This window comes from Modestobacter sp. NPDC049651 (genome assembly GCF_040659695.1).
In the GTDB taxonomy this organism is placed as follows: Bacteria; Actinomycetota; Actinomycetes; order Mycobacteriales; family Geodermatophilaceae; genus Modestobacter.
The window spans coordinates 210,137-228,896 of the sequence record NZ_JBFAOG010000001.1 but is presented as its reverse complement, the minus strand read 5'-3'; the positions used below and the strand labels follow the sequence as shown (position 1 = coordinate 228,896).

The following is an 18,760-nucleotide window of genomic DNA, read 5'->3' as shown; positions in this document are numbered from 1 at the left end:
GCGCGGGCGCGGCGGTCAGCGGCGGCCGACCAGGGAGTGCAGCTCGGCGAGCACGCCGGCCTGCACCTCGCCGAACGGGCGCTCCTCGCCGTCGGCGATCCAGGCGGCGAACGCCGTCCGGAAGACGGTCACGGCGCTCTCCGCCGCCAGCGCCGCAGGTACCGGCCCGACCCCCCGCTCGGTGAGTGCGCGGGTGAGCGCCGCGGCCAGCGCCGAGAGCTTGAGCAGTTCCCGCTCCCGCAGCGCCGGGTGCGCGTCGACCACCCGCTGCCGGGCCCGGGACCAGGGGCGACGCTCGGCCGGGAGGAACGCCGCGCCACCGGCCAGGGCGGCGGTGGCGATCGTCATCGGGTCGCCGTCCGGTGCCCCGGCCAGGGCGGTCAGGAACTGCCGCTCGAAGTCGTCCTGGCCGGCGAACAGCACCTCGCGCTTGTCGGCGAAGTAGCGGAAGAAGGTCCGTTCGGTGAGCCCGGCGGCTGCGGCGATCTCGGCCACCGTCACGCCGTCGAACCCCCGGGTCTCGAACAGCTCGAGGGCGGCCTGCTGCAACCGCTCGCGTGAGCCGGACTCCCAGCGGGGCATGCGGCCAGCATAGGGATGACAGTCACTGACATCGCGGCCTAGGCTGATGTCAGCAACTGTCATCGAGTGGGGAGTGCGTCATGCGGGTGTTCATCACGGGTGCGAGCGGCTGGATCGGGTCGGCCACCGTCGACGAGCTGCTGGAGGCGGGGCACGAGGTGGTCGGCCTGGCGCGGTCCGAGGCCGCCGTCGAGGTGCTGCAGGCGAAGGGGGCCAAGGCACTGCGCGGGGACCTGGACGACCTCGACGCCCTCCGGCGCGGCGCGGACGACGCCGACGGGGTCGTCCACCTGGCCAACAAGCACGACTGGTCCGACCCGGCGGAGTCCAACCGGGCCGAGCGGGCCGCGGTGGAGGCGCTGGCCGAGGTGCTGGTCGGCTCCGGCCGCCCGCTGGTGCTCGCGGCCGGCGTCGCCGGGCTGGTGCAGGGCCGGCCGGCCACCGAGTCCGACCCGTCGACCTGGGTGGGCGCCGATGCGCCTCGCGGGGGCAGTGAACACCTCGCCCTCGAGTTCGTCGACCGCGGCGTGCGCACCGTCGTGGCCCGGTTCGCCCCGACCGTGCACGGCACGGGTGACCACGGCTTCGTCGCGTACCTGGTCGCCGCGGCCCGTCGGCACGGCACCTCGGCCTACGTCGGCGACGGGGCCCACGCGTGGGCCGCCGTCCACCGCTCCGACGCCGCCCGGCTGGTCCGGCTCGGGCTGGAGCAGGGTCCCGCGGGCACGCTGCTGCACGCCGTGGCGGAGGAGGGGGTGCCCACCCGGGAGATCGCCGAGGCGATCGGCCGGGCGCTGGGCCTGCCGGCGACCTCGATCGACCCGGCGGAGGCGGTCGAGCGCATCGGCGGCTTCGTCGGCGGGTTCTTCGGCATGGACCTGCGCGCCTCCAGCGCCCGCACCCGGGAGCTGCTCGGCTGGACGCCGACCGGGCCCACGCTGCTCGAGGACATCGCGGCGGGGGCCTACGCGCAGGCCTGACCGGCGCTCGTGCCCTGCTGCCCAGCAGGCAGCAGGGCACGAGCGGGCCCGACCTACCGGGTGCGCACCATCCGGCGCGCCCGGCGGGTGTCCGGCGTCGGCGGCCGCGGCCCCTCGTGCCGGCGGGAGAGGTACGTGCCGGCCACGTTGCCGCAGGCGATGATCGGCACCGCGATCAGCGCGCCGAAGATGCCGCCGATCAGCAGCCCGGCGGCGATGCCGAGCACCACCCCCAGCGGGTGCACCGACACCGCCCGGCCCAGCAGGAGCGGCTGCATGACGTGCCCCTCCAGCTGCATGACGAACACGATGATCGCCAGCGCGATCAGCGCCCGCACCGGGCCGACCGCCACCAGCGTGACCAGCACCGACACGGTGCCGGCCAGGAACGACCCGATGATCGGGATGAACGCACCGAGGAACACCAGCGCCGCCAGCGGCACCACCAGCGGGGTGCCCAGCAGGGTGAGGCCGACCCCGATGAAGATCGCGTCGAACGCGGCGACGATGACAGTGGCCCGCACGTAGGAGATCAGCGTCCGCCACGACCGCCGGGCGGCCTCGTCCAGGTAGGCCTGCGAGTTCAGCGGCGCCAGGCCGACCAGCCACAGCCAGATCTGCCGGCCGTCCATCAGGAAGAAGAACAGCGTGAACAGGGTGAGCAGGATGCCGGTGGCGGTGTCGCTCACCCGCCCGGCGGTGTCCAGCGCGCCGTTGGTGAGCAGCGAGCGGTTGTGCACGATGGCGTCCTGCGCGCTGGTGACGGCGTCGTTGAGCTGGTTGCTGGTCACCGGGAACGTCGAGGTGATCCAGTCCTGCACCTGGGTGAGGCCCTGGGAGACCCGCTCGGCGAGGTCGTCGTAGCCGGAGACGAACTGCTCGACGACCAGCGTGATGATCCCGGCGACCACCGCGACGCCGACGAACAGCATCGCCAGCGCCGAGAGCGCCCGCGGCCAGCCGTGCCGGCGCAGGAACGCGGCGCCCGGCTGGAGGAGGGCGGCCAGCAGCAGGCCCACGACCACCGGCACGAAGACGACGGTCACCTTGCTCAGGCCGATCAGCGCCAGGTACAGCGCGGCGCCGACCAGGATCAGCCGCCACGACCACGCGGCCGCGATGCGCAGCCCGTTGGGGACCTCCTGCTCGGGTGACCGCGGCCGGTCGGGGGCCAGCAGGCTGCCCCGGCTGCGGTCCCGGCCGGCGGTCGGCGGTGGGCCGCCGGGGGTGGGCGGGCCGCTGACCGGGTCGGCGTTGTCGACGTCGGGAGCGCCCGGCGCCGGTGCGCCCACGGCGCCGTCGTCCGGCGGCTGCACCTTGGCCAGCGGGGCAGCCGCGTCGTCGTCCGCGGCGGCGGGGTCGGGCTCGAGGTGGCCGTGGGTCTCGTCGTCCATGACGAGCACGACCCGGGTGTCGGGCCAGTTCGCCGCCCAGGTGTGCGGGTCCTGCTCGGCGGCGGCGATCCGCGCCCGGGCCAGCTGGACCAGGCGCTGCCCGCGCTGCCTGGCGCGCTGCAGCATCGGCGTCCTCCCGGGGTCCGGAGCGAGGGGTGGGCGAGCGCAGCCGCACCGTACGGGAAGATGGGCCCGTGGTGCGACGAGCTGACCAGTCCCTGGTGGTGCCGGCATGATCGACCGGTACACCCTGCCCGAGATGGGCCGCGTCTGGAGCGAGGCGCACAAGTACGAGCTGTGGTGCCGGGTCGAGACCCTCGTGCTGGAGGCGCACGCCGCCGCCGGCCGGGTCCCGGCCGACGCCGTCGAGCCGGTGCGCAACGCCCCGCCGCCGACCCCGGAGCGGGTCGAGGAGATCGAGCGGACGACGCAGCACGACGTCATCGCCTTCCTCACCGCCTGGGCCGACAACACCGAGCCCCGGTCCGCCGCGGCGTACGTGCACCACGGCATGACGTCGTCCGACCTGCTGGACACCGCGCTCGCGGTGCAGCTCACCGAGGCGACCGACATCCTGCTGGCCAAGGCCGACCGGCTGGTCGCCGCGCTGCGCGACCACGGGCTGGCCCACCGGGACACCATCAAGGTCGGCCGCACCCACGGCGTGCACGCCGAGCCCGACGTCTGGGGTCACCGGGTCGCCGACCTGGCCTTCGCCACGGCCCGCTCCCGCGACCGGCTGCGGGCCGCCCGCCAGCGGGTCGGCGTCGTCGCCATCTCCGGCGCCGTCGGCACGTACTCGCTGATCGACCCCTCGGTCGAGGTCGCCGTCGCCGAGGCGCTGGACCTGCGCGCCGCCGACGCCTCCACCCAGGTGGTCATCCGCGACTCCATCAGCGAGTGGGTCGCGGCGCTGGCGGTCATCGCCACCGTCTGCGAGGCCGTCGCGCTCGAGGTGCGGCACGGGCAGCGCACCGAGGTGCGGGAGTTGTCCGAGGCGTTCGGGTCGGGCCAGAAGGGCTCGTCGGCGATGCCGCACAAGAAGAACCCGATCCGCTCCGAGCGCATCGCGGGCCTGGCGCGCGTCGTCCGGGCCGCGGTCGTGCCGGTGATGGAGGGCATCCCGCTGTGGCACGAGCGCGACATCTCGCACTCGTCGACCGAGCGGGTCTTCCTGCCCGACGCCGCGGTCACCACCGACTACCTGCTGGACCTGACCGCGGGCCTGGTCGAGAACCTGGTCGTCGACAAGGCCCGGATGCGGGCCAACCTCGAGTCGACCGGCGGCCTGATCTACACCTCTGCGGTGCTGCTGGAGCTGGTCGAGGGCGGGCAGTCCCGCGAGGGTGCCTACGCGCTGGTGCAGGCCGCGGCGATGGAGACCTGGAACACCGGCACGCCGTTCCGCGAGACGCTGCGCGCCCGGGCGGCCGCCGACGGCGTGACCCTGGACGAGGCCCGGCTGGACGAGATCTGCCGGCCCGAGCAGTACGTGCAGAACCTGGGTCCGCTGTTCGACCGGCTGGCGGCGCTGTCCTGATGGCGCTGGACCTGCCGCTCGTCGCCCGGGGCAAGGTGCGCGAGGTCTACGCGGTCGGCGACGACCGGCTGCTGCTGGTCGCCAGCGACCGGATCTCCGCCTACGACCACGTGCTGCCCACGCCGATCCCGGACAAGGGGAAGGTGCTCACCCAGCTGTCGGTCTGGTGGTTCGAGCAGCTCGCGCCGGTGCTCGCCGCGCACGGCGCGACGTCCCACCTGGTCAGCGCGGACGACGTCCCGGCCGAGGTCGCCGGCCGGGCGATGCTGGTGCGCCGGCTGGAGATGCTGCCGGTCGAGTGCGTGGCCCGCGGCTACCTGTCCGGCTCCGGGACGGTCGAGTACTCCCGGCACGGTGCCATCCGGGACGTCGTCCTGCCGGCCGGCCTGGTCGAGGGCTCGCGGCTGCCGCAGCCGGTGTTCACCCCGTCGACCAAGGCGGAGGTGGGCGAGCACGACGAGGCGATCACCTACGCGCAGGTCGAGGCCGCCGTCGGCACGGAGCAGGCGGCGGCGCTGCGCGACCTGACGCTCGCGCTGTACTCGCGGGCGGCGGAGATCGCCGCGGGCGCCGGGATCGTGCTGGCCGACACCAAGTTCGAGTTCGGCACCCTGCCGTCCTCGCCGGCGCTGGTGCTGGGCGACGAGGTGCTCACCCCCGACTCGTCGCGGTTCTGGCCGGCGGCCACCTGGTCGCCGGGCGCGGCGCAGCCGTCCTACGACAAGCAGTACGTGCGCGACTGGCTGACGTCGTCCGGCTGGGACCGGGTGTCACCGCCGCCGGAGCTCCCCGAGGACGTCGTGGCCGCCACCCGCGAGCGCTACGTCACCGCCTACGAGCAGCTGACCGGCCGTCGGTTCGCCTGACCTCAGGCACCTCTGTGCGCGTACTGCTGCATCCCGGGCGCGGATGCAGCAGTACGCGCACGGAGACGGAAGCGTCGCGATCAGTACAGCTTCGTCAAGCCGCGGGCGCGGGCGTTGCGGAGCGCGGTGAACACGTGCGAGCGGATGAGGTCGGCCGAGGACTCGGGCAGGTCGACGAACTGCAGCGACCACTCGAGCAGCTGGTCCTTGCGGGACACCCGGCGGACGAGCAGGGCGTTGGTCGCCAGCTCGTCGGAGTACAGGTTCAGCCGGACGCTGAGCACCGCGCCCCGCCTGGGGTAGGGGACGCCGACCCCGAGGTCGCCGTTCGGGCGGAAGACGCACATCAGGCCGTTCTCGCTCAGGTCGACGGTGCTGCCCCGCAGCACCGTCTGGTCCCAGGCGACGATGACCTCCAGGCCGATCGGCGCGCGGACGGCGTCCCGGCGCTGCAGCCGGCTCGCCGGACCGGACCCCTGGACAGCCGGTTGTGCGCAACCGATCGGGGGCGACCGGGCGTGTCGGTGGTGCCGGTACCCTCGTGCCCGTGCCAGAGGTGGTCGTCGACGTCGTCCTGAAGCCAGAGATCTCCGACCCGCAGGGGCAGGCCGTGCTCGGCGCCCTGGGCCGGCTCGGACACACGGGGGTGCGCAGCGTCCGCCAGGGCAAGCACTTCGTGCTCGAGGTGGAGGGCACCCCGGACGCCGACGAGCTGCGGCAGATCGCCGAGACCCTGCTGGCCAACCCCGTCATCGAAGACGTCGAGCTGCACCTCCCCACCGACTGAGTCTGGGCGAAGTCCAGACCGGACCACCGACTGAGAGAGACACAGTGCGCATCGGTGTCATCACCTTCCCGGGCTCCCTGGACGACGTCGACGCCGCGCGCGCGGTGCGGCTCGCCGGCGGCGAGCCCGTCTCCCTCTGGCACGCCGACCACGACCTGAAGGACGTCGACGCCGTCGTCCTGCCGGGCGGGTTCTCCTACGGCGACTACCTGCGGGCCGGCGCCATCGCCGCCCGCTCGCCGCTGATGCAGGACGTCGTCGCCGCGGCGAGGGGCGGCCTGCCGGTGCTCGGCATCTGCAACGGCTTCCAGGTGCTCTGCGAGGCCGGGCTGCTGCCGGGCGCGCTCACCCGCAACGGCCACCTGCACTTCCGCAACCGCGACCAGGTGCTCGGCGTCGAGCGCGCCGACACCGCGTGGACGTCGTCCTACGCCACCGGCCAGCGGATCACGATCCCGGTGAAGAACGGCGAGGGCCGCTACGTGGCCGCCGACGCCGACCTGGACCGGCTCGAGGGCGAGGGCCGGGTCGTCGTCCGCTACCTCGACGGCAACCCGAACGGCAGCTCCCGCGACATCGCCGGGGTGTGCAGCGAGGACGGCCGGGTCGTCGGGCTCATGCCGCACCCCGAGCACGCGGTCGAGGACCTCACCGGTCCGAGCACCGACGGCCTGGGCTTCTTCACCTCCGTGCTGACCGCCCTGGTGGTCGCCGCGTGACCGCCGACGTGAGCGCCGTGGAGCACCCGGCCGACGGCCCGGCCGACGCCGCCGTCCGCTCGATGCCGGACCTGGACACCGTCGAGCGGGCCGCGCAGGAGCCCGACGCGCAGCAGCCGTGGGCCGAGCTCGGGCTGCGCGCGGAGGAGTACCAGCGGATCCGGGAGATCCTCGGCCGCCGGCCCACCACCGCCGAGCTGGCGATGTACTCGGTCATGTGGAGCGAGCACTGCTCCTACAAGTCCTCCAAGGTGCACCTGCGGCAGTTCGGCGACCTGCCGCCGAGCGACGCGCTGCTGGTCGGCATCGGCGAGAACGCCGGCGTGGTCGACGTGGGCGACGGCTACGCGGTCACCTTCAAGGTCGAGTCGCACAACCACCCCAGCTACGTCGAGCCCTACCAGGGTGCGGCCACCGGGGTCGGCGGCATCGTGCGCGACATCCTCACCATGGGCGCCCGGCCGGTCGCCGTCATGGACTCGCTGCGCTTCGGCGCGGCCGACGCCCCCGACACCGCCCGGGTGCTGCCCGGCGTGGTGGCCGGCGTCGGCGGCTACGGCAACTGCCTGGGCCTGCCCAACATCGGCGGCGAGCTGCTGTTCGACGCCACCTACGCCGGCAACCCGCTGGTCAACGCGCTGTGCGTCGGCGTGATGAGGCACGAGGACGTCCGGCTGGCCAAGGCCGAGGGCGTCGGCAACAAGGTCGTGCTGTTCGGTGCCCGCACCGGCGGCGATGGCATCGGCGGGGTGTCGGTGCTGGCCAGCGAGACCTTCGACAGCGAGGGCCCGGCCAAGCGCCCCGCCGTCCAGGTCGGCGACCCGTTCACCGAGAAGCTGCTCATCGAGGCCTGCCTGGAGATCTTCCGCGAGGACCTCGTCACCGGCATCCAGGACCTCGGCGGCGCCGGCATCTCTTGCGCCACCAGCGAGCTGGCCAGCGCGGGCACCGGCGGCATGCACATCGACCTGGACGCCGTCCCGCTGCGCGACTCGACGCTCACCCCGGCCGAGATCCTGATGAGCGAGTCGCAGGAGCGCATGTGCGCGATCGTCGAGCCGGGCAAGGTCGAGGCCTTCCTCGCCGTCTGCCGCAAGTGGGACGTGCTGGCCACCGTCATCGGTGAGGTCACCGACGGCGACCGGCTGGTCATCGACTGGCACGGCGAGCAGATCGTCGACGTCCCGCCGCGCACCGTCGCCCACGAGGGCCCGGTCTACGAGCGGCCGATGGCCCGCCCGGCCGACCTCGACGCGCTGCAGGCCGACGCCCCGCCGGCGACCTCGGCCGACCTGCGCGCCGACTGGCTCGCGGTCGTCAGCAGCCCGGACGGCGCGGACAAGACCTGGGTCACCGAGCAGTACGACCGCTACGTCCGAGGCAACACGGTCCTCGCCCAGCCCGAGGACGCCGGCCTGGTGCGCATCGACGAGAGCAGCAACCGCGGCATCGCGCTGGCGCTGGACGGCAACGCCCGGTTCGCCCGGCTCGACCCGTACACCGGCGCGCAGCTCAACCTCGCCGAGGCCTACCGCAACGTCGCGGTCACCGGCGCCACGCCGCTGGCGGTCACCAACTGCCTGAACTTCGGCTCGCCGGAGAACCCCGAGGTCATGTGGCAGTTCGCCGAGGCCGTCCGCGGCCTGGCCGACGGCTGCCGCGCGCTGGGGCTGCCGGTCACCGGCGGCAACGTCAGCCTCTACAACCAGACCGGCGACGTCGCGATCAACCCGACCCCGGTCATCGGCGTGCTCGGCGTGCACGACGACGTCACCCGCCGGGTGCCGGCCGGCTGGCGCGCGGACGGCGAGACGGTGCTGCTGCTCGGCGAGACGAGGGCCGAGCTCGGCGGGTCGGCGTGGGCCGCGGTCGTGCACGGGCACCTCGGCGGGCGTCCGCCGGCGCTGGACCTGGCCGCGGAGCAGGCGCTGGGCGGGCTGCTGGCCACCCTCGCCGCCGACGGGCTCGTCAGCTCGGCGCACGACCTGGCCGACGGCGGGCTGGCCCAGGCCCTCACCGAGTCCGCGCTGCGGTACGGCACCGGGGCCCGGTTGACCCTCGCCGGCGACCCGACGACCGCGCTGTTCAGCGAGTCGGTGGCCCGCGCCCTCGTCACCACCACCGACCCGGCCGCGGTGCGCGCCGCGGCGGAGGCGGCCGGGGTCCCGGTGACCGAGCTGGGGACGACGGGCGGTGACGAGCTGCGGCTCGACGGCGTGCTGGAGCTGCCGCTCGCGGAGCTGCGCGACGCCTGGACCCGCACGCTGCCGGCGCTGTTCGGCAGCCCCGAGGTCACCGTGGGCTCGGTCCCGGCGGGCACGGTCCCGACGAGCTGAGCGTGGCCGGCACGGCACCGATCCCGGCGGACGAGCTGCGCGCCGCCGTCGACCCGGTGCGCGCCTGGCTCGCCGGGGAGGCCGACCGGCCTCCCCGGCCGGTGCTGGGCGCCGCGGTGAAGACCTCCGCCCGCTGGCTGGCCCAGCAGGTGCCCGGCCGGTCGGTGGAGGTGCGGGTACCGCCGTTCGTCGCCGTCCAGTGCATCCCCGGGCCGCGGCACACCCGCGGCACCCCGCCGAACGTCGTCGAGACCGACGCCGAGACCTGGCTGCGGCTGGCGACCGGCGCACTGACCTGGGCCGAGGCGGTCGCGGAGAGCAAGGTCACGGCCAGCGGCAACCGCGCCGACCTCGCCGAGCTGCTCCCGCTGCGCCCGTTGACCCGCTGAGGTGTGCTCTGCCGCGGTGATCATGGAGATCGTGCACGCAGACACGCCGCGCGCCGGCGCGTCGCTGGCAACAACTCCATGATCAACGATTGAGGGCATGAACAACAGCGCCCCCTCTGCCGCATGGCAGAGGGGGCGCTGTCGGGTCAGGTCAGCTGAACAGCTTCGCGGCCGTGCTGATCGTCTGGTAGAGCCCGTAGAGGAGTGGGACGCCGACCAGGGTCCAGGCGAAGGCGACCAGGCCGACGGGGGTGGTGGACTCCTGCTGCTCGCTCATCGGGTGGCACTCGCTTCCTGGGTCTCGGTGGACACGGCATCGGCCGTGGGCTCGTGCCACTTGCCGGCGACGGGCCTGATCAGCAGGTTGGCCACGAACCCGACGGCCAGCAGGCCGACCATGATGAACAGCGCCGGCCGGTAGTCGCCGGCGACCAGGCTGCCGGGCTCGCCCTGGGTGTCCAGGACGCGGTTGACGATGAGCGGCCCGGCGACACCGGCGGCCGCCCACGCGGTCAGCAGCCGGCCGTGGATGGCGCCGACCTGGTAGGTGCCGAACAGGTCGCGCAGGTACGCCGGGGCGGTGGCGAAGCCGCCGCCGTAGAAGCTGATGATCAGCGCGGCGAGGACGACGAACAGCCAGGTGGCGCTGCTGCCGACGGTGGCCAGCAGCACGTAGAGCACCAGCCCGACGCCCAGGTAGACCATGTAGATGGGCTTCCGGCCGATGAAGTCCGAGGTCGTGGACCAGGCGAACCGGCCGGCCATGTTGAACAGCGACAGGACGCCGACGAACCCGGCGGCCGCGGTCACGGCGACCGTGGAGGTGTCGCCGTCGCGGAAGAAGTCCTGGATCATCGGGCTGGCCTGCTCGAGGATGCCGATGCCGGCGGTCACGTTGCAGAACAGCACGATCCACAGCAGCCAGAACTGCGGGGTCTTGATCGCGTTGGCGGCCGAGACGCTGCTGGTGGTGACCAGCGCCTTGGTCCGGACCGTCGACGGGTCGAAGCCGGCGGGCTTCCAGCCCTCGGCGGGCACCCGGACGATGAACGCGCCGAACATCATGAAGACCAGGTAGAGCACGGCCAGGGTGAGGAACAGCTTGGCGACCGCGTCGCCGCTGGCGACCGTGGCGGCGGTGCCGTCGTAGTCGGCGTCGTAGAAGCCCATCAGCTGGCGGGACAGCGGGGTCGCGATGAGCGCGCCACCGCCGAAGCCCATGATCGCCATGCCGGTGGCCAGGCCCGGGCGGTCGGGGAACCACTTGATCAGCGTGGAGACCGGCGAGATGTAGCCGATGCCCAGGCCGATGCCGCCGATGACGCCGTAGCCCAGGTACAGCAGCCACAGCTGGTCGGTGGCGATGCCGAGGGCGCCGACCAGGAAGCCGGTGACCCAGAAGACCGCCGAGGTGAACATCGCGGCACGGGGACCGTTGCGGTCGACCCAGGTGCCGAAGAGCGCGGCGGAGAGGCCGAGCATCACGATCGCGATGGAGAAGACGATCCCGATCGCGGTGAGGCTGGAGTCGAAGTCCGCGACGAGCGCGGTCTTGTAGACGCTGGTGGCGTAGGCCTGGCCGATGCACAGGTGCACGGCCAGTGCAGCCGGCGGGATCAGCCACCGGTTGAAGCCCGGGCGCGCGACGATGCGCTCCCGGGCGAGGAAGCTGGGTACTGCCACGAACGACCTCCGAGGAGCGGGACGGTGGGTTGACGCAACCTGTTCGTCTGCTGTGTGATCCAGGTCGCGGTCCCGGGACCGTACGACGCGCCCGGCGGAACGGCGCGCCGACGTCCCCCTTCCGGGCGACACCGATACCGTTTCGTTGCCTCAGCAGTTCCGGATCTCCGGCCGGGCGGGACCGCCGCAGGGGTCCCTAGGCTGGGCCCATGCCGTACGAAGTGAAGGGCGTCATCGCCCGCAGCAAGGGTGCTCCGGTCGAGCTGGTCGACATCGTGGTCCCCGACCCCGGCCCGGGTGAGGCGGTCGTCGACGTGCAGGCCTGCGGGGTCTGCCACACCGACCTGCACTACCGCGAGGGCGGCATCAACGACGAGTTCCCGTTCCTGCTGGGCCACGAGGCGGCCGGCGTCGTCTCCGCGGTCGGCGAGGGCGTCACCAACGTGGCGGTCGGCGACTTCGTCGTCCTCAACTGGCGCGCGGTCTGCGGCGAGTGCCGCGCCTGCCGCAAGGGGCAGCCGCAGTACTGCTTCAACACCCACAACGCCGCGCAGAAGATGACGCTGACCGACGGCACGGAGCTGACCGCCGCGCTGGGCATCGGCGCGTTCGCGGACAAGACGCTGGTCCACTCCGGCCAGTGCACGAAGGTCGACCCCCAGGCGCCCGCGACGGCGGCCGGGCTGCTCGGCTGCGGCGTCATGGCCGGCGTCGGCGCGGCGATCAACACCGGGGCCGTGCAGCGCGGCGAGAGCGTGGCCGTCTTCGGCTGCGGAGGCGTGGGTGACGCGGCGATCGCCGGTGCCGCGCTGGCCGGCGCGACCACGATCATCGCCGTCGACATCGACGACCGGAAGCTCGAGTGGGCGAAGGGCCTGGGCGCCACGCACACCGTCAACTCGAAGGACTCCGACCCGGTCGAGGCGATCAAGGCGCTGACCGGTGGGTTCGGCGCGGACGTCACCATCGACGCGGTGGGGCACCCGGCGGTCTTCGAGCAGGCCTTCTACTCCCGCGACCTCGCCGGCCGGGTCGTGCTGGTCGGCGTCCCGCGGCCGGACATGGAGATCACCCTGCCGCTGCTGGAGGTCTTCGGCCGCGGCGGGGCGCTGAAGTCCTCCTGGTACGGCGACTGCCTGCCCAGCCGCGACTTCCCGATGCTCGTCGACCTCTACCTGCAGGGCCGCTTCCCGCTGGAGGACTTCGTCTCCGAGACCGTCGGCCTGGGCGACGTCGAGCAGGCGTTCGAGAAGATGCACCACGGCGACGTGCTGCGCTCGGTCGTGGTGTTCGGCAAGTGAGCGTCGACCAGTGAGCAGGGCGCGCATCGAGAAGGTCGTCGTCAGCGGGGTCTTCAGCCTCGACGGCCAGGACTTCGACGTCGACAACAACGTGTGGCTGGTCGGGGACGACGACGAGGTGGTCGTCATCGACGCGCCGCACCGGGCCGAACCGATCGTCGAGGCGGTCGGCGGACGGCGGGTGAAGGCGATCGTGCTCACCCACGGGCACAACGACCACATCACCGCCGCGATCGACCTGCGCGAGGCCACCGGCGCCGCGGTCTGGCTGAACCCGGCCGACCGGATGCTGTGGGAGGCCGTCTACGGCACCACCGGTGCCACCCCGGACGGCGCGCTGGAGGACCACACCCGCTTCCGGGTGGCCGACGTGACGCTGGAGGCGCTGCACACCCCGGGGCACTCGCCGGGCAGCACCTGCCTCTACACCGGCGACCTGCGGACCGTCTTCTCCGGCGACACCCTGTTCCACGGGGGGCCGGGTGCCACCGGGCGCTCCTACAGCGACAAGCCGACGATCCTGACCTCCATCCGGGCGCGGCTGCTCACCCTGCACGGCGACACGGTGGTCCGGACCGGCCACGGCGACGACACCACCGTCGCCGCCGAGGTCGGCAACATCGCCTGAGCACCGTCGTCCGACCTGGCCGTTCCGGGGAACGGCCAGGTCGGACGGGTGTTGCGGACGGTTCCGTCCGACCCCGGTGGTGAGAGGGACCACCCGGGCGGACGGACGACGGGGCCGCGGCACCGGTACCCTCGACCCGTGCCTCGCGGTGACGGACGGCTGACGCACGACCTCGACCCCCATTCCCCCGGACCCCAGGACGCGTGCGGCGTCTTCGGTGTCTGGGCGCCGGGCGAAGAGGTCGCGAAGCTCTCCTACTTCGGCCTGTACGCGCTCCAGCACCGCGGGCAGGAGGCGGCAGGCATCGCGGTCTCCGACGGCTCCTCGGTGGTGGTCTTCAAGGACCTCGGGCTGGTGAGCCAGGTCTTCGACGAGCCGACCCTGGGGAGCCTCCGCGGCCACCTGGCCGTCGGCCACACCCGGTACTCCACCACCGGTGGGTCGACCTGGGAGAACGCCCAGCCGACGTTCCGCACCACCGGCGACGGCACCGGCCTGGCGCTGTGCCACAACGGCAACCTGGTGAACACCGCCGAGCTCGCCAGCCGCGCCGCCGACGAGGGCGTGCAGGGGGCGTTCAGCGCGACCACCGACTCCGACCTGGTGACCTCGCTGATCGCGGCCCGCCAGGACATGTCCGTGGAGGCCGCGGCGATGGAGGTGCTGCCCATGCTGCGCGGCGCCTTCAGCCTGACCTTCATGGACGAGACCACGCTCTACGCCGCCCGCGACCCGCAGGGCGTGCGCCCGCTGGTGCTCGGCCGGCTCGAGCGCGGTTGGGTGGTCGCCAGCGAGACCGCGGCGCTGGACATCGTGGGCGCCTCGTTCGTCCGCGAGGTCGAGCCCGGTGAGCTGCTGGCCATCGACGAGGACGGGCTGCGCAGCCAGCACTTCGCCTCGGCCGACCCCAAGGGCTGCATCTTCGAGTACGTCTACCTGGCCCGCCCGGACACCACGATCGCCGGCCGCGGCGTGCACGCCGCCCGGGTCGAGGTGGGCCGCCGGCTGGCCAGGGAGCACCCGGTCGAGGCGGACCTGGTCATCCCGGTGCCGGAGTCGGGCACCCCGGCGGCGGTCGGCTACGCCGAGGCGTCGGGCATCCCCTACGGCCTGGGCCTGGTCAAGAACTCCTACGTCGGCCGGACGTTCATCCAGCCCAGCCAGACGATCCGGCAGCTCGGCATCCGGCTGAAGCTGAACCCGCTGCGCGACGTCATCCGCGGCAAGCGGCTGGTCGTCGTCGACGACTCGATCGTCCGCGGCAACACCCAGCGCGCGCTGATCCGGATGCTCCGCGAGGCGGGGGCGCTGGAGGTGCACGTGCGCATCTCCTCGCCGCCGGTGAAGTGGCCGTGCTTCTACGGCATCGACTTCGCCAGCCGCGCCGAGCTCATCGCCAACGGCCTGGACGTCGACGGCGTGCGCGCCTCGATCAACGCCGACTCGCTCGGCTACGTCTCCGAGCAGGGCCTGGTCGCGGCCACCGAGCAGCCGGTCAACCGGCTGTGCACCGCGTGCTTCTCCGGCGAGTACCCGATCCCGCTGGGCGAGCCGGAGGTGCTGGGCAAGCACGTGCTCGAGGGCATCGGCCGCCGGGCGATGGCCGGCCACCCCGGCGGCGGCGCCGACGACGCGCTGGCGCGGCCGTGAGCGAGCTGACCTACGCGGCGTCCGGCGTCGACATCGACGCCGGCGAGCGCGCCGTGACCCTGATGCGGGCCGCGGTGGAGAAGACCAACCGCCCCGAGGTGGTCGGCGGGCTGGGCGGCTTCGCCGGGCTGTTCGCGCTGGACACCCAGAAGTACCGCAAGCCCCTGCTGGCCAGCTCCACCGACGGCGTCGGCACCAAGATCGCGCTGGCCCGGCAGCTGGACCGGCACGACACCGTGGGCATCGACCTGGTCGCGATGGTCGTCGACGACCTGGTCGCCTGCGGCGCGGAGCCGCTGTTCCTGCAGGACTACGTGGCCTGCGGCCGGGTGGTGCCGGAGAAGATCGCCGCGATCGTCACCGGCATCGCCACCGGCTGCACGCTCGCCGGTGCCGCCCTGGTGGGCGGGGAGACCGCCGAGCACGGCGACCTGATGGACGCCGACGAGTACGACCTGGCCGCCACCGCCGTGGGCGTGGTCGAGGCCGACGGCGTGCTGGGCCCGGAGCGGGTGCGCGAGGGCGACGTGGTGGTCGCCATGGCGTCGTCCGGCTTCCACTCCAACGGCTACTCGCTGGTGCGGAAGGTGGTCGCGACCGCGGGGCTGGACCTCGCCGCGGCGCACGGCCTGGACCGCCCGCTGGGCGAGGAGCTGCTCGAGCCCACCCGCATCTACGCCCGCGACTGCCTGGCGCTGGTCGACGAGCTCGGCGTCGACGGGGTGCACGCCTTCGCGCACATCACCGGCGGCGGGCTGGCCGGCAACACCGCCCGCGTCGTCCCGGCGGGGCTCGAGGCGGTGCTGGACCGCAGCACCTGGGTGCTGCCCGGCGCGGTACGGCTGATGGAGGAGCACGGGGTGCCGCGGGCGGAGTCCGAGCGCGCGTTCAACTGCGGCGTCGGCATGGTCGCCGCCGTCGCCCCCGAGGTCGCCGGCCGCGCCGTGGCGCTGCTGACCGACCGCGGCGTGCCCGCCTGGGTGGCCGGCACGCTCACCGCCGCCGGTGACGGTGGCGGGACCGCCCGGCTGGTCGGCTCCTACCGCTGACGGAGGAGGGCCCCACCGCTGCCGGCGGGGCCCTGGCAGGGGGCCGTCAGGACGCACGCCAGCACCGCCAGGCCCCGAGGGGGCTGGCGGTGCCCACGTGCACGACCAGGGGCTGAGCTCGCGCTCAGCACGTCAACGGCTGGCAGCCCAGTCGTCGTCCTCGTCGTCCTGTGCCCAGCGATCGGCGAACTCGTCGTCCTCGTCGTCGTCGTCCTTGGTCCCGCGAGCGGGGAACGTCGACGGCTGACCAGCCAGCTCGCGCTGAAGGGCCGTGAGGTCGGTGTTGGGTGAGCTGTACTTGAGCTCACGGGCCACGCGTGTCTGCTTGGCCTTCGCTCGGCCGCGCCCCATTGGCTCGACCCCCTCGTGACGGAGTACGGGCGCCCGGCTCCGGGCTGGACGGCCCGTGCTCGCGACCCCGACTGAGTGACTGTGTCCTGGTGCGAGCTTACGACACGTATCGGTCGGCAGCACGCGTCCGTCTCCGCGTGACCCCCTCGGAAGGGGAGGGGTGACCCAGGTCTCACCCCTCCGGGTGACCTGCGGACGACGAACCGCAGGTCAGCGGGGCAACCGGATGGTGGCCAGCCGGCCGACCGAGGAGATCCGCTCTTCCGCCATCCGGTCCGCGGCGACGGCCGGGGAGACTCCCTCGGCCTCGGCGGCGGCGAACACCCGGACGGCGACGTCGAAGATCGTCGTGGCCTTGGCCTCCGCCCGGGCGAAGGAGAACCCGTGCCGCTCGTCCTCGACCTGGATGACGCCGCCGGCGTTCACCAGGTAGTCGGGGGCGTAGAGGATGCCGCGGGCCTGCAGCAGGTCGGCGGTGCCCTCGTGGGCCAGCTGGTTGTTCGCGCCGCCGCAGACGATCGCGGCCGGGAGCACGGCGACCGTCTCGTCGTCCAGCGCCCCGCCCAGCGCGCAGGGCGCGTAGACGTCGTGGGGGGTGCGCACCAGCGCCGCGGTGTCGGCCACCGCGGTCACCTGCGGGTGGCGCGCCAGCAGCCGGTCCACGGCCGCGCGGTCGACGTCGGTGACCACCAGGGCGGCCCCGTCGGCCACCAGCAGGTCGGCCAGGTGCGAGCCGACCTTGCCCACCCCGGCGATCGCGACGGTGCGCCCGGCCAGCGACGGCGCGCCCCACCGGTGCTGGGCGGCGGCGCGCATGCCCTGGAAGACCCCGTAGGAGGTCAGCACGGAGGAGTCGCCGCAGCCGCCGTACACCTCCGACCGGCCGTGCGCGAAGCGCGTCTCGCGGGCCACCACGTCGAGGTCGGCGTTGTAGGTGCCGACGTCGCACGCGGTGAGGTACCGCCCGCCGAGGCTCTCCACGAACCGGCCGTAGGCGCGCAGCAGCGCCTCGGTCTTGTCGGTGCGCGGGTCGCCGATGATCACCGCCTTGCCGCCGCCGAGGTCGAGGCCGGCCAGGCTGTTCTTGTAGGCCATCGCCTTCGACAGCGCCAGCGCGTCGGTGACCGCGTCGGCCTCCGAGGCGTAGGGGTAGAAGCGGGTGCCGCCCAGCGCCGGGCCCAGTGCCGTCGACCAGATCGCGATGACCGCGCGCAGGCCCGACTGGGGGTCGGAGCAGAAGACGACCTGTTCGTGCCCGGAGGCCAACACGTCCACGGGGCGAGGGTAGGCGGGCCCGCCGGGCCGGGCGGCAGGGTCTCGGGCCGGTCTCGGCGCGGAGGTGCGTGCAGGGTCCCGGCCGGCCGCCAGGCATGATCAGGGGTCGACGACAGGCGCCGGGGCTCCCCGGTGCCGCACACTCTCCAGCGGGTGCCCGAGGCCAGGGTCCGCCAGGAGGGAGACCAGCGGGGCAGCGCTGCGCCGCGACACGGGAGGACACACACGATGGCTCGACCCAAGCGGCTGCTCGCCCTGGCGCTCGCCGCGCCGCTGTTCCTCGCCGCCTGCAGCTCCGACGGTGGCGGCGACTCCAGCGGCTCCGGCGGCGGCGACAGCGACCTGAGCTTCGCGGTGGTCACCCACGGGTCGGCCGGCGACGCCTTCTGGGACGTGGTGAAGAACGGTGCCGAGGCCGCGGGCAAGGACCTGGGCGTCGACGTCGACTACCAGAGCGACGGCGACCCGCAGCGGCAGTCGCAGCTCATCGACACCGCGGTGAACCAGGAGGTCGACGGCATCGTCGTCTCGATGGCCAACCCCGACGCGCTGCAGGACTCGATCTCCAAGGCCGTCAAGGCCGGGATCCCGGTCGTCACCATCAACTCCGGCGCCGACCGCTCGGCGGCCTTCGGTGCCATCGGGCACGTCGGCCAGGACGAGACGATCGCCGGCCAGGGCGCGGGCAAGCGGCTCGCGCAGGACGGCCGCAAGAAGGTGCTGTGCGTCGTCCACGAGGCCGGCAACATCGGGCTGGACCAGCGCTGCGACGGCGCCTCGCAGGGTCTGGGCACCCAGGTGACCCGGGTGCAGGTCGACATCAACGACCTGCAGGCCGCGCAGTCCGCGATCACCGCGCAGCTGCAGAGCGACCCGTCGATCGACGGGGTGCTCGCGCTGAACTCGGCCGTCGCGCAGGTGGCCGCGGCGGCCGCGAAGGCGGCGGACTCCGACGCGGAGATCGCCACCTTCGACCTCAACGCCGACGTCATCAAGGCCATCCAGGACGGGTCGGTGTCCTTCGCGGTCGACCAGCAGCAGTACGAGCAGGGCTACCTGCCGATCGTGATGCTCAAGCTGTACGCGCAGAACAAGAACACCGTGGGCGGTGGCCGCCCGGTGCTGACCGGCCCGGCGATCGTCGACGAGAGCAACGTCAAGGACGTCGCCGACCTCGCGTCGGCCGGCACCCGCTGACCCCGGCGGGCCGGCCACCGGGCCGGCCCGCCC

19 protein-coding genes are annotated in these 18,760 nt (G+C 73.6%); 12 read left to right on the top strand and 7 right to left on the bottom strand.

Translation table 11 applies throughout. The features are described from left to right. Positions 1-15: 15 nt before the first annotated feature. Positions 16-582 (bottom strand): TetR family transcriptional regulator, encoded by a 567-nt coding sequence (locus tag AB0J00_RS01190; RefSeq protein WP_357738941.1) that lies wholly within the window; start codon positions 580-582, stop codon positions 16-18. A gap of 80 nt (positions 583-662) precedes the next feature. Between AB0J00_RS01190 and AB0J00_RS01185 the strand changes: the two genes are divergently transcribed. After that, positions 663-1,562, top strand: a complete 900-nt coding sequence (locus tag AB0J00_RS01185) for an SDR family oxidoreductase (protein WP_357738938.1) — start codon at positions 663-665, stop codon at positions 1,560-1,562. A 53-nt stretch (positions 1,563-1,615) separates the two neighbouring features. On the opposite strand, the gene AB0J00_RS01180 is transcribed toward AB0J00_RS01185, so the two are convergent. Further along, on the bottom strand, positions 1,616-3,082 hold the full coding sequence (locus tag AB0J00_RS01180; protein WP_357738935.1) for an AI-2E family transporter: 1,467 nt from the start codon (positions 3,080-3,082) through the stop codon (positions 1,616-1,618). A 106-nt stretch (positions 3,083-3,188) separates the two neighbouring features. Here AB0J00_RS01180 and purB point away from each other — a divergent pair, with 106 nt between their 5' ends. Together purB and AB0J00_RS01170 are read left to right on the top strand one after the other, a co-directional pair. After that, on the top strand, positions 3,189-4,496 hold the full coding sequence (gene purB / locus AB0J00_RS01175; protein WP_357738932.1) for an adenylosuccinate lyase: 1,308 nt from the start codon (positions 3,189-3,191) through the stop codon (positions 4,494-4,496). Continuing rightward, entirely contained in the window at positions 4,496-5,362 is an 867-nt protein-coding gene (locus AB0J00_RS01170; protein ID WP_357738929.1) for a phosphoribosylaminoimidazolesuccinocarboxamide synthase, read from the top strand. The genes purB and AB0J00_RS01170 overlap by 1 nt, the downstream gene beginning before the upstream one ends. A gap of 80 nt (positions 5,363-5,442) precedes the next feature. On the opposite strand, the gene AB0J00_RS01165 is transcribed toward AB0J00_RS01170, so the two are convergent. Beyond that, positions 5,443-5,817, bottom strand: a complete 375-nt coding sequence (locus tag AB0J00_RS01165) for a PilZ domain-containing protein (RefSeq protein WP_357740112.1) — start codon at positions 5,815-5,817, stop codon at positions 5,443-5,445. 92 nt (positions 5,818-5,909) lie between these two features. Between AB0J00_RS01165 and purS the strand changes: the two genes are divergently transcribed. Genes purS through AB0J00_RS01145 form a run of 4 tightly spaced genes read left to right on the top strand, consistent with a single transcriptional unit; the run spans position 5,910 to position 9,593 of the window. Beyond that, positions 5,910-6,149 (top strand): phosphoribosylformylglycinamidine synthase subunit PurS, encoded by a 240-nt coding sequence (purS, locus tag AB0J00_RS01160; protein WP_357738926.1) that lies wholly within the window; start codon positions 5,910-5,912, stop codon positions 6,147-6,149. A 44-nt stretch (positions 6,150-6,193) separates the two neighbouring features. After that, entirely contained in the window at positions 6,194-6,868 is a 675-nt protein-coding gene (purQ, locus tag AB0J00_RS01155) for a phosphoribosylformylglycinamidine synthase subunit PurQ (RefSeq protein WP_357738923.1), read from the top strand. Further along, positions 6,865-9,204, top strand: coding sequence for a phosphoribosylformylglycinamidine synthase subunit PurL (gene purL / locus AB0J00_RS01150; RefSeq protein ID WP_357738920.1), 2,340 nt, complete (start codon positions 6,865-6,867; stop codon positions 9,202-9,204). The genes purQ and purL overlap by 4 nt, the downstream gene beginning before the upstream one ends. A gap of 2 nt (positions 9,205-9,206) precedes the next feature. Next, positions 9,207-9,593: a sterol carrier family protein gene (locus tag AB0J00_RS01145; protein ID WP_357738917.1), complete on the top strand. Its 387-nt coding sequence runs from the start codon at positions 9,207-9,209 to the stop codon at positions 9,591-9,593. Positions 9,594-9,744: 151 nt separating this feature from the next. Here the strand turns inward: AB0J00_RS01145 and AB0J00_RS01140 are convergent, their stop codons facing one another. Together AB0J00_RS01140 and AB0J00_RS01135 are read right to left on the bottom strand one after the other, a co-directional pair. Then, positions 9,745-9,870: a hypothetical protein gene (locus AB0J00_RS01140; protein ID WP_357738914.1), complete on the bottom strand. Its 126-nt coding sequence runs from the start codon at positions 9,868-9,870 to the stop codon at positions 9,745-9,747. Further along, positions 9,867-11,276: an OFA family MFS transporter gene (locus tag AB0J00_RS01135; protein WP_357738912.1), complete on the bottom strand. Its 1,410-nt coding sequence runs from the start codon at positions 11,274-11,276 to the stop codon at positions 9,867-9,869. The genes AB0J00_RS01140 and AB0J00_RS01135 overlap by 4 nt, the downstream gene beginning before the upstream one ends. Positions 11,277-11,485: 209 nt before the next feature. Between AB0J00_RS01135 and AB0J00_RS01130 the strand changes: the two genes are divergently transcribed. The 4 genes from AB0J00_RS01130 (at position 11,486) to purM (ending at position 15,904) form a co-directional block, all read left to right on the top strand. Continuing rightward, positions 11,486-12,577, top strand: coding sequence for an S-(hydroxymethyl)mycothiol dehydrogenase (locus AB0J00_RS01130; protein WP_357738909.1), 1,092 nt, complete (start codon positions 11,486-11,488; stop codon positions 12,575-12,577). A 10-nt stretch (positions 12,578-12,587) separates the two neighbouring features. Further along, on the top strand, positions 12,588-13,205 hold the full coding sequence (locus AB0J00_RS01125; protein ID WP_357738906.1) for an MBL fold metallo-hydrolase: 618 nt from the start codon (positions 12,588-12,590) through the stop codon (positions 13,203-13,205). A 138-nt stretch (positions 13,206-13,343) separates the two neighbouring features. Next, positions 13,344-14,855 carry an amidophosphoribosyltransferase gene (purF, locus tag AB0J00_RS01120; RefSeq protein ID WP_357738903.1) on the top strand — a complete coding sequence of 504 codons (1,512 nt, stop codon included), beginning with the start codon at positions 13,344-13,346 and terminating at the stop codon, positions 14,853-14,855. Next, positions 14,852-15,904, top strand: a complete 1,053-nt coding sequence (purM, locus tag AB0J00_RS01115) for a phosphoribosylformylglycinamidine cyclo-ligase (RefSeq protein WP_357738900.1) — start codon at positions 14,852-14,854, stop codon at positions 15,902-15,904. The genes purF and purM overlap by 4 nt, the downstream gene beginning before the upstream one ends. A gap of 132 nt (positions 15,905-16,036) precedes the next feature. On the opposite strand, the gene AB0J00_RS01110 is transcribed toward purM, so the two are convergent. Together AB0J00_RS01110 and AB0J00_RS01105 are read right to left on the bottom strand one after the other, a co-directional pair. Then, positions 16,037-16,255, bottom strand: a complete 219-nt coding sequence (locus AB0J00_RS01110; RefSeq protein ID WP_357738897.1) for a DUF3073 domain-containing protein — start codon at positions 16,253-16,255, stop codon at positions 16,037-16,039. 210 nt (positions 16,256-16,465) lie between these two features. After that, positions 16,466-17,530, bottom strand: a complete 1,065-nt coding sequence (locus tag AB0J00_RS01105; RefSeq protein ID WP_357738894.1) for a Glu/Leu/Phe/Val dehydrogenase dimerization domain-containing protein — start codon at positions 17,528-17,530, stop codon at positions 16,466-16,468. Between the two features lie 228 nt (positions 17,531-17,758). Here AB0J00_RS01105 and AB0J00_RS01100 point away from each other — a divergent pair, with 228 nt between their 5' ends. After that, the gene (locus AB0J00_RS01100; protein WP_357738891.1) at positions 17,759-18,727 is read left to right on the top strand and encodes a sugar ABC transporter substrate-binding protein; all 969 of its coding nucleotides are present in this window, start codon (positions 17,759-17,761) and stop codon (positions 18,725-18,727) included. Positions 18,728-18,760 lie beyond the last annotated feature (33 nt).

What these genes read in the sequence shown, in the direction of transcription:
- AB0J00_RS01190 (WP_357738941.1), bottom strand. Translation starts at nt 582, where the DNA reads ATGCCCCGCTGGGAGTCCGGCTCACGCGAGCGGTTGCAGCAGGCCGCC.
- AB0J00_RS01185 (WP_357738938.1), top strand. Translation starts at nt 663, where the DNA reads ATGCGGGTGTTCATCACGGGTGCGAGCGGCTGGATCGGGTCGGCCACC.
- AB0J00_RS01180 (WP_357738935.1), bottom strand. Translation starts at nt 3,082, where the DNA reads ATGCTGCAGCGCGCCAGGCAGCGCGGGCAGCGCCTGGTCCAGCTGGCC.
- purB (WP_357738932.1), top strand. Translation starts at nt 3,189, where the DNA reads ATGATCGACCGGTACACCCTGCCCGAGATGGGCCGCGTCTGGAGCGAG.
- AB0J00_RS01170 (WP_357738929.1), top strand. Translation starts at nt 4,496, where the DNA reads ATGGCGCTGGACCTGCCGCTCGTCGCCCGGGGCAAGGTGCGCGAGGTC.
- AB0J00_RS01140 (WP_357738914.1), bottom strand. Translation starts at nt 9,870, where the DNA reads ATGAGCGAGCAGCAGGAGTCCACCACCCCCGTCGGCCTGGTCGCCTTC.
- AB0J00_RS01130 (WP_357738909.1), top strand. Translation starts at nt 11,486, where the DNA reads ATGCCGTACGAAGTGAAGGGCGTCATCGCCCGCAGCAAGGGTGCTCCG.
- AB0J00_RS01110 (WP_357738897.1), bottom strand. Translation starts at nt 16,255, where the DNA reads ATGGGGCGCGGCCGAGCGAAGGCCAAGCAGACACGCGTGGCCCGTGAG.
- AB0J00_RS01100 (WP_357738891.1), top strand. Translation starts at nt 17,759, where the DNA reads ATGGCTCGACCCAAGCGGCTGCTCGCCCTGGCGCTCGCCGCGCCGCTG.